The following is a 9,023-nucleotide window of genomic DNA, read 5'->3' as shown; positions in this document are numbered from 1 at the left end:
TGATAATGTTTTCTGTTGTGAGCCGCGGAAATCTTGAAGTCTCGCCGAAGGTGTTGCGGGGGCAGCGGAAGATGTGTATAAGAAGCAGCTGTATATACGTAGAGAAAAGCGGGTCAGTACGATGCATGACGTAATCCTCGCAACCTTTGCCGGGTTCGTGGTTGGAGTCTTGTTTTCAGTCATCAAGTTGCCTGTTCCTGCCCCGCCTGTGTTGGCCGGAGTGATGGGAATTGTCGGGGTATACTTAGGTGGCGTGACGTATCAATGGATCATTGAGAAGTTTTTTAGCTAGCGCGGATTTATACAGGGAGTATGATTGGCGCTGGTGGTGGATTCGTCTGCCCGATATACACGTTAGACACCGCAATCGCAGATTGTTGTGCCATAGACCAAACTGGTACTGTGCGGTGACAAGGATAGCAATTGGCATGTATTCGCTGTATATGCCGAGTCTTCAGGGAACCAAGTCCGTTCATTAATGACTGTTCAGCCATATCACCATATCAGTGAGGCTGAAGGGTAAAATTTTTGAATATTGATCGGAGATAGAAATGAGCGATTTAAAAGCAGCCGCGCTACGCGCACTTAAATTAATGGATCTGACGACGTTGAATGATGATGACACTGATGCCAAGGTCATCCAACTTTGTCACGATGCTAAAACACCGGTAGGTACCACTGCTGCAATCTGTATTTACCCTCGCTTTATTCCTATTGCTAAGAAGACACTTCGTGAGCAAGGTACACCAGACGTTCGTATCGCAACGGTCACGAACTTCCCACATGGTAACGATGACATTGATATCGCTGTTGCTGAAACCAGAGCTGCCGTTGCTTACGGTGCGGATGAAGTTGACGTTGTATTCCCATACCGCGCGTTGATGGCCGGTGATGAGACAGTGGGTTTCGAGCTGGTAAAACAGTGTAAAGAAGCGTGTGGCGATATTTTGCTGAAAGTGATCATCGAAACGGGTGAGCTGAAAGAAGAAGCGCTGATCAAGAAAGCGTCACAAATCTGTATTGAAGCCGGTGCGGACTTCATTAAAACCTCAACCGGTAAGGTGGCGGTGAACGCTACACCGGAATACGCCCGCATGATGCTGGAAGTGATCCGTGACATGGGTGTCGCGGAAACAGTAGGCTTTAAGCCTGCAGGCGGTGTTCGCACTGCTGAAGACGCAGCACAGTACCTGGCAATGGCCGATGACATCCTGGGTGATCACTGGGTTGACGCGCGCCACTACCGCTTTGGTGCTTCAAGCCTGCTAACAAATCTACTGAATACATTAGAAGTAACGGACCAGGTCGCTGACCCTTCAGCGTACTGAGACTAACGTCTGAACGATGGTGAGCGAGCGCTCACCATCTTACCTCTTATCCTACATACCATGGCTCTGCACTCAGAGCTTGGGAGGCACTAATGTATTTACCTCAGGAAATTATCCGCAAAAAACGCGATGGCGAAGTTCTTACCGCCGACGAAATCAATTTCTTTATTCAGGGCGTGGCGAAAAATACGGTCTCGGAAGGGCAGATCGCTGCTTTCGCGATGACGATTTTCTTCAACGAGATGACCATGGATGAGCGGATTGCACTGACGTGTGCGATGCGCGATTCGGGCATGGTCATCGACTGGAGCCACATGAACTTTTCTGGCCCGATCGTGGATAAGCACTCCACCGGTGGTGTGGGGGATGTGACATCGCTAATGTTGGGGCCAATGGTCGCAGCTTGTGGCGGTTTTGTGCCTATGATTTCTGGCCGTGGTTTGGGTCACACCGGCGGAACGCTGGACAAACTGGAAGCGATTCCTGGTTACAACATTACACCGACCAATGATGTGTTTGGTGAGGTGACGAAGGATGCTGGCGTGGCGATTATTGGCCAGACTGGCGATCTTGCTCCGGCAGACAAACGGGTCTACGCCACACGTGATATTACTGCGACTGTGGATAACATCTCACTGATCACGGCATCGATTTTGTCGAAAAAACTGGCCGCGGGTCTGGACTCTCTGGTCATGGACGTCAAAGTCGGCTCCGGAGCCTTTATGCCGACGTATGAGGCGTCGGAAGAGCTGGCCAAGTCGATTGTGGCAGTGGCTAACGGTGCCGGCACTAAGACCACGGCAATCCTGACGGACATGAACCAGGTTCTGGCGTCATCGGCGGGCAATGCGGTTGAAGTACGTGAAGCCGTGCAGTTCCTGACGGGGGAATACCGTAATCCTCGTCTGCTGGAAGTGACCATGGCACTGTGTGCTGAGATGTTGGTGCTGGGCAAACTGGCCACAGACAGCGACGATGCGCGCGCTAAGTTGCAACAAGTGCTGGATAACGGCAAAGCGGCTGAGTGTTTTGGCAAAATGGTCGCGGGCCTGGGTGGTCCGAAAGACTTTATTGAACATTACGACAACTATCTGGAAAAAGCCGAGATTATTAAGCCGGTGTACGCTGAACAATCCGGAGTTGTCAGTGCGATGGACACCCGCGCGATTGGTATGGCTGTCGTGGCGATGGGGGGCGGCCGCCGTGTGGCGACCGACAGCATCGACTACGCTGTCGGGTTTGATCACTTTATTCGCCTTGGCGAAACGGCCGGTGCCGACAAGCCTCTGGCGATGATCCACGCACGAACTGAAAAGCAGTGGCAGGAAGCGGCCAAGGCTCTGAAAGCGGCGATTAAGGTGGGGGGAGAGTACACAGCAACCCCAGACGTATACCGTCAAATCCGCGCTGAAGACGTATAAACATCAACAAGGCCCACCGGTCGCTGACGTGTCCGGTGAGCCTGAGGAACAAGCAATGAAAAGAGCATTTATTTTAGTCCTGGACTCCTTTGGGATCGGTGCCGCTGCAGACGCAGAGCAATTTGGGGATGTTGGTTCAGACACGCTGGGTCATATTGCCGATCAGTGTGCGGCCGGTGAGGCCGACAATGCGCAGCGCCAGGGCGCGTTGACGTTGCCAAACCTGTCCAAGCTCGGGTTGGCGATGGCGCACAAAGAGTCCACTGGACGTTTCGCACCAGGTCTGGAGCAGAACGCGGACATCATCGGCGCGTATGCGCATGCGGCAGAGCTCTCGTCAGGTAAAGATACGCCGTCAGGCCACTGGGAAATTGCCGGCGTACCTGTGTTGTTTGAATGGGGCTACTTTACCGACAAACAAAACAGCTTCCCGAAAGCCCTGACAGACCGCATCCTGGAGCGTGCCGGACTGGATGGTTTCCTTGGCAACTGCCACGCGTCTGGTACTCAGGTGCTGGACGATCTTGGTGAAGAGCACATGAAGACGGGCCAGCCAATCTTCTACACCTCTGCGGACTCGGTGTTCCAAATTGCCTGTCACGAAGAGACTTTCGGCCTGGATCGCTTGCTGGATCTTTGCCAGATCGCACGTGAAGAGCTGGAAGATTACAACATTGGGCGTGTGATCGCGCGTCCGTTCATCGGCCCGGGTAAAGGGCAATTCGAGCGTACTGGCAACCGCCGTGATCTGTCTGTTGAGCCACCTTCTGCTACCGTGCTGCAAAAACTGGTGGATGAGAAGCAGGGCGATGTGGTGTCTATTGGTAAGATTGCCGATATTTACGCTCATTGTGGGATCACCAAGAAAGTGAAAGCGACCGGTATTCCGGCACTGTTCGACGCAACGGTCGAACAAATCCAGGCGGCGGGCGACAATACGATTGTCTTCACCAACTTCGTTGATTTTGATTCGGCGTACGGCCACCGCCGTGATGTTGCAGGCTACGCCGCCGCGCTGGAGTACTTTGACCAGCGTCTGCCGGAAGTGCTGGACATTATGCAAGACGATGACGTGCTGATCCTGACGGCCGACCACGGCTGCGATCCAACCTGGCCTGGCACTGATCATACCCGTGAACATATCCCGGTGATCGTCTACGGTAAGAAAGTCGCACCGGGCTCGTTGGGCCGTCGTGACTCATTTGCCGACATCGGTCAGTCGCTGGCGTCCTATTTCGGAACCTCAGCGATGGATTACGGTAAGAACTTCCTGTAATACGAGCTGCGGCCACGAGCAGAGGCCGCCTGGAAATGAATCGAACGCCGGGCAACACTCCCGGCGACTCAGAAGAAAGGAATAAACAATGGCTACTCCACATATCAATGCTGAAATGGGTGCTTTTGCGGATGTTGTACTGATGCCGGGCGATCCATTGCGGGCGAAATACATAGCGGAAACGTTTCTGGATGACGTAGTGCAGGTGTGTGATGTGCGCAACATGTACGGTTTCACTGGTACTTATAAAGGTCGTAAAGTGTCGGTCATGGGGCACGGTATGGGTATTCCGTCGTGCTCTATCTACGCCACTGAGCTGATCAAAGATTTCGGTGTGAAGAAAATCATTCGCGTCGGTAGCTGTGGTGCGGTCAGCGAAGACATTAAAGTGCGTGATGTGGTGATCGGCATGGGCGCGTGTACCGATTCGAAAGTGAACCGTATCCGTTTCAAAGGCCACGACTTCGCGGCGATTGCAGACTACAAGATGGTGAAAGCAGCTGAGGAAGCGGCAACGGCACGTGGCATTGAAGTGAAGGTCGGTAACCTGTTCTCGGCAGAGCTGTTTTACACGCCGGATCCTGACATGTTTGACGTGATGGATAAATACGGCATTGTCGGTGTAGAGATGGAAGCGGCAGGCATCTACGGTGTCGCCGCCGAGTATGGCGCGAAAGCGCTGACCATCTGTACTGTCTCTGACCACATCAAAACGGGTGAGCAAACCACCTCAGATGAACGCCAAACCACGTTCAACGACATGATGGTGATCGCTCTCGACTCCGTATTGTTGGGTGATAAGCAGTAAGATTACCGGCTCTCAACGATAAAAACCTCAGCCATGGCTGCATGGCTGAGGTTTTTTGTCTCTGAAAAATTTGACGTTAGTGCGGCAGAATGTCGCGCAGCAGCAGGTTTTCCCCTTTGGCTTTTTTCTTACGTCGGATCACCAGCGGCAGCAGCAGACCGATGATGAAGCTTAGTAGGATCATGGTGTACATGTAGCGATCGCTTTTACGGTAATAGTGATCTGAAATCGCCGTTACTTTGCCAGTCTCAAACGTAACACGCACAAAACCGATCAGGTTATTCTCGTGAAAAACCGGCTCCACCAGTTGTTGGCGGCCGATGCGGGCCGTGGCCAGCGGGGTATCCAGTCCGAGAACTTCACGGGCGGATAAAGCATCATCACTGGCCGCCAGTCGTACACCTTCGGCATCGTAAATCGTCGCGTCAAACACCAGATTATCTTTCGCCAGTTGGTTCGTCAGTTTGAGCAGGCCTTCTTGATCCTGCTGGACGATCATGTCACCAGCGGACAATGATGCCTGAGAGATCAGAACCTTGGTCAGTGTTTCCAACTGATTGTTCTGGATCTTCTCGTTGCCTTTGCTGATTTTGACGCTGTTAACGGCGATCACACCGATCATGGCGATCAGGGACAGAACAATCAGGACCCGGAGGGCGACTCGAAACGAAAAAAGTGAAGAGTCCATAATATTCCTAACCACAATAATTTTGGTTTTCGCTCATATTGAGACTTGCGTAGTTAAATTGCAATAGGTTAACGTTTCAGAAGATTTAACAAAAATTCGGATACGGAACCGCAAACATGGAAAAGTTAACGACACTGCCGATCAGGCGCTATTCCTCATTGGTGAACCGCTTACCAGAAACCCGCCGCGCCACGTTGCATGACAAACAGCGTGCCAACTGGATAGTGTTTGGCGGCTACCTGACCGCAGAGCTGTTTGATGACATCGACTTCTTTACCGGTTATTACAACGCAGTAGTGGATTGTTGGAAGGTTGGGCCCTACGAAGTTGCTCTGATGGAAGGCGAGCTGACGGGCGAGCATGAGAAAATCCTCCAAGCTATGGAGCTGGATTATGCCTGGCTGAATGATATTCCGGATCTGTCTAAACCGGGGTTGATCGTGATGGACATGGACTCGACCGCGATTCAGATCGAATGCATTGACGAGCTGGCCAAGCTGGCTGGCGTGGGGGAAGAAGTGGCGGAAGTGACCGAGCGGGCAATGCTCGGGGAACTGGACTTTGAGCAAAGTCTGCGTCAGCGCGTGGCCAAATTGGCAGGAGCGGATGAAGCCATCCTAGACACCGTACGCCGCGATTTGCCCTTGATGCCGGATCTGCCCGAGTTGGTGAACACCCTCAACGCCATGGGCTGGAAAACCGCGATCGCTTCGGGCGGCTTTACTTATTTCTCCGATCATCTCAAGCAAACGCTGGGTCTGCATCATGCGCAGTCCAATCAATTAGAAATCGTTGCTGGTAAGCTGACGGGCAAGGTCGTCGGTGATGTCGTGTCGGCGCAGACGAAAGCGGACATTCTCGAACAGCTTGCCGATCAGTATGAGATAGAAGCGCACAACACGGTGGCGGTCGGTGATGGGGCGAACGATCTGGTGATGATGAAAGCTGCCGGTTTGGGCGTGGCGTATCATGCCAAACCGAAAGTGGAAGCTCAGGCTCAGTCTGCTGTGCGTTACAGCGGACTCGGTGGGGTGTTGTGTATCTTATCTGCCGGGCTGGTCAAGCAACAGAAAATCAGTTGGAAGCGTCAGCCTTAAACAAAAAAGCGAGGCTCAGCCTCGCTTTTTTTAACGTGTCAGTTCGAGCCTGATCAACACCTCTTCGGTGATATCTACGATCTCGCCATAACCGGCGATGGCGTTGATGTCCTTTTCCAGCGTCCGTGCCTGAAACAGGCTGATCGGCGCCAGCTCGGCGATGTCTTTGCGCAGTAGTTCGGTCATGGGGTCAAAGACCGGCACCCCGGAGAGTCGCAAAGCATAAAACTCACCGAAATTTTGTGCATTCTTGATAAACTCAATCCGCTCTTTGGTGCTGGTAAACTCACTCAATAGTTTGGTCTGAACCGACTGAATCCGGCTTCCGAACTTGATCGCAGCCAGATAAATTTCATGGTATTGCGGCTCCGCACCATCAATCCGTTTCATTGGTTGTGATAACAAGGTACTGCTGCGTCCTTTGAAGACCGGTTCTAACGACAGTTTGTGGTCATGGCCGAGTTTGGCAAACAATGCCAGATAGGGTTGGAGCGGGTAATTGACCCCAATCATTCTCGGGCAAAGCGTCGCGGCGCGCTTTTCGACAAAAATTGGCGAGCAGACCATTTTATCCAGCAACACATGATGCAGACTCTCCAGCAGTGCATTGCTGGGCAGCAGTTCCTGTTTGGCAGTCAGTTTATCCAGGTTATGTTCAATCAACCGGTTGAGGAAGGTGACGGTTTTGGCGGTTTCCCGGGTATCTTCAATCACCAGTTGCACGCGCTGTCCTTCCGGACTGATACGGATCACCCGGTAAGGCACCCGGGTCAGCGGCAGTTCTTTGTCGTACAGCTGTAACTCGTGAAAATTAATGTAGCATTTGTCACCCACTTTCGCGTTGAGCCGCTCCGTCAGGTCCACAAATAGTCCGCGTTTCGAGATATCCAGTGTGCTACCGGCAATGAGTTGTTGCTGGAACCTCAGCTCTAACGGTGACTGAAACTGATAGCGCGGCTCTTTGCGCCGCGAGCGGGCATCAAAGTAAAGACTGAGTGGCTGGTTGGTGCTCTGGCGCGAGTGGCAGAACTTTTTCAAGGCGTTGGCATCCAGGCGCGGTTTGTCAGACAGCAGATAGTCGTGTGCTACTTCATGATTGGCGATTTCCTGCAAAATACCGCAGTGAGTCAGTGACTCGGTCGCCAAAGACAACTCCGTCGCGTGTTGGCTGAGTTCCTGACGCTCCTCTTCCGACAGTTCAAACACCGATAAACGGAAAGCTTTCCAGCTCTCGCGCTTAGCGCCGACATGCCAGAACAGTTGGCGCTCTTCTCGAGTGGCCTCCGGCATCATCATCGAGAAGAACAGACTCTTATCCTGATGTTCGTGGGTGAATGAGTAGAGCATATTGTTGCTACCGCGCATGCCCGGACGCGTCAGTAAGTCCATACGCTGTGCATTGAACAGGCTGCTCAGGGCTTGCTGATTGCGTTCGTCGTGCCAGTACTGCCAGATGGGCTGATTGTTCTCCGTCATCAGTACCAGTTTGAGTTCGTTACCACTGAAAAAGAGCGGCAGGTTGCAGGTGTGCTTGAGGTAGGTGTGTTCAAACCCGCGAGTACGGGCCCGAATGATTTTATCCTGATTGTCGTGACGGGCGCGTTGCGATTCACTGTGCAGTGCTTCAATGATCGCCAGTTCAATGGCTTTGGATTCGGTCAGGCGGATGGTGCGCAGAAATTTTACCGCGTCGTTGTCGTACGAGTCATCAATGCCAACCACCCGGTATTGAAACGGCTTGGCAATCCCGTCCACCGTTGAACTCTTACTCAGCTCAACAAATTGAACCGTGATGATCTCACCGAGTTTATAGTTGAACGCGGTTGGTACTTTAAAGCGTGCGCCGGAAGCGGACAGATCCACACTCACCCCATGCACCAACTGGGCGCTGGGCAGGATGATTTCCACTTGAGAAGAGAGTTTGAGCCGGTTCTCTTTGCGCTTCAGGTCATAGCCGAGCGTAACGGGCTCCAGCTCATACGGGCTTTTGGCGCTGGTAAGCTCGCGATCTGAACGCTGACCGCGCTGCTGCATGATGCGGAAATTATTGTGGGTGTTCTGCATCGCCTCCCACACGCCTTCGGTATAAGCGCCGAATTTTTTGATGTTTTTGTGATAGGCGTTGAACGCCACATCATCAAGCCAGTGCGACAGACCGTCCAACAGGTACTCACGGCACTCACCCTGAACCCGGCCGCGTAAGTCGATGGCTCGTGAGCAGGGGGCCATAATCCGGTTCAGTTCCATTTTGACCAGCAGGCGAAAGGCAGGCGAATGTCCTTCGGTCAGTTGTGAAAGCACGAAGTCAAAGTCGTCTGCCTGATAGGCAGGGATCAGCTGCTCTGCGAGCGAGAGAATTTCGGTTTGCTGCATATTTTTCTGTTAGAGTGTCCTTACTATATGAC

8 protein-coding genes are annotated in these 9,023 nt (G+C 52.6%); 6 read left to right on the top strand and 2 right to left on the bottom strand.

Annotation, left to right across the window (positions count from 1 at the left end):
• Window positions 1–121: 121 nt before the first annotated feature.
• The 5 genes from CAG65_RS10640 (at window position 122) to deoD (ending at window position 4,833) form a co-directional block, all read left to right on the top strand.
• Entirely contained in the window at window positions 122–292 is a 171-nt protein-coding gene (locus CAG65_RS10640; protein WP_021705959.1) for a XapX domain-containing protein, read from the top strand.
• Window positions 293–551: 259 nt separating this feature from the next.
• On the top strand, window positions 552–1,328 hold the full coding sequence (deoC, locus tag CAG65_RS10635; protein WP_161453607.1) for a deoxyribose-phosphate aldolase: 777 nt from the start codon (window positions 552–554) through the stop codon (window positions 1,326–1,328).
• Between the two features lie 92 nt (window positions 1,329–1,420).
• A complete protein-coding gene (gene deoA / locus CAG65_RS10630; RefSeq protein WP_161453606.1) occupies window positions 1,421–2,749 on the top strand; it encodes a thymidine phosphorylase in 1,329 nt (442 codons plus the stop codon).
• A 55-nt stretch (window positions 2,750–2,804) separates the two neighbouring features.
• Window positions 2,805–4,025, top strand: coding sequence for a phosphopentomutase (gene deoB, locus CAG65_RS10625; RefSeq protein ID WP_161453605.1), 1,221 nt, complete (start codon window positions 2,805–2,807; stop codon window positions 4,023–4,025).
• 88 nt (window positions 4,026–4,113) lie between these two features.
• Window positions 4,114–4,833: a purine-nucleoside phosphorylase gene (deoD, locus tag CAG65_RS10620; RefSeq protein ID WP_021705955.1), complete on the top strand. Its 720-nt coding sequence runs from the start codon at window positions 4,114–4,116 to the stop codon at window positions 4,831–4,833.
• A 76-nt stretch (window positions 4,834–4,909) separates the two neighbouring features.
• Here the strand turns inward: deoD and CAG65_RS10615 are convergent, their stop codons facing one another.
• A complete protein-coding gene (locus CAG65_RS10615) occupies window positions 4,910–5,521 on the bottom strand; it encodes a YtjB family periplasmic protein (protein WP_021705954.1) in 612 nt (203 codons plus the stop codon).
• Between the two features lie 116 nt (window positions 5,522–5,637).
• On the opposite strand from CAG65_RS10615, the gene serB reads away from it, so the two are divergent.
• On the top strand, window positions 5,638–6,618 hold the full coding sequence (gene serB / locus CAG65_RS10610) for a phosphoserine phosphatase (RefSeq protein ID WP_161453604.1): 981 nt from the start codon (window positions 5,638–5,640) through the stop codon (window positions 6,616–6,618).
• Window positions 6,619–6,648: 30 nt separating this feature from the next.
• Here the strand turns inward: serB and CAG65_RS10605 are convergent, their stop codons facing one another.
• On the bottom strand, window positions 6,649–8,991 hold the full coding sequence (locus CAG65_RS10605; protein WP_161453603.1) for a PilZ domain-containing protein: 2,343 nt from the start codon (window positions 8,989–8,991) through the stop codon (window positions 6,649–6,651).
• Window positions 8,992–9,023: the final 32 nt, after the last annotated feature.

It is taken from the genome of Vibrio sp. V39_P1S14PM300, from assembly GCF_009904765.1.
In the GTDB taxonomy this organism is placed as follows: Bacteria; Pseudomonadota; Gammaproteobacteria; order Enterobacterales; family Vibrionaceae; genus Vibrio; species Vibrio proteolyticus.
The sequence above is the reverse complement of the archived record's forward strand: the minus strand, read 5'-3'. Positions and strand labels throughout refer to the sequence as shown.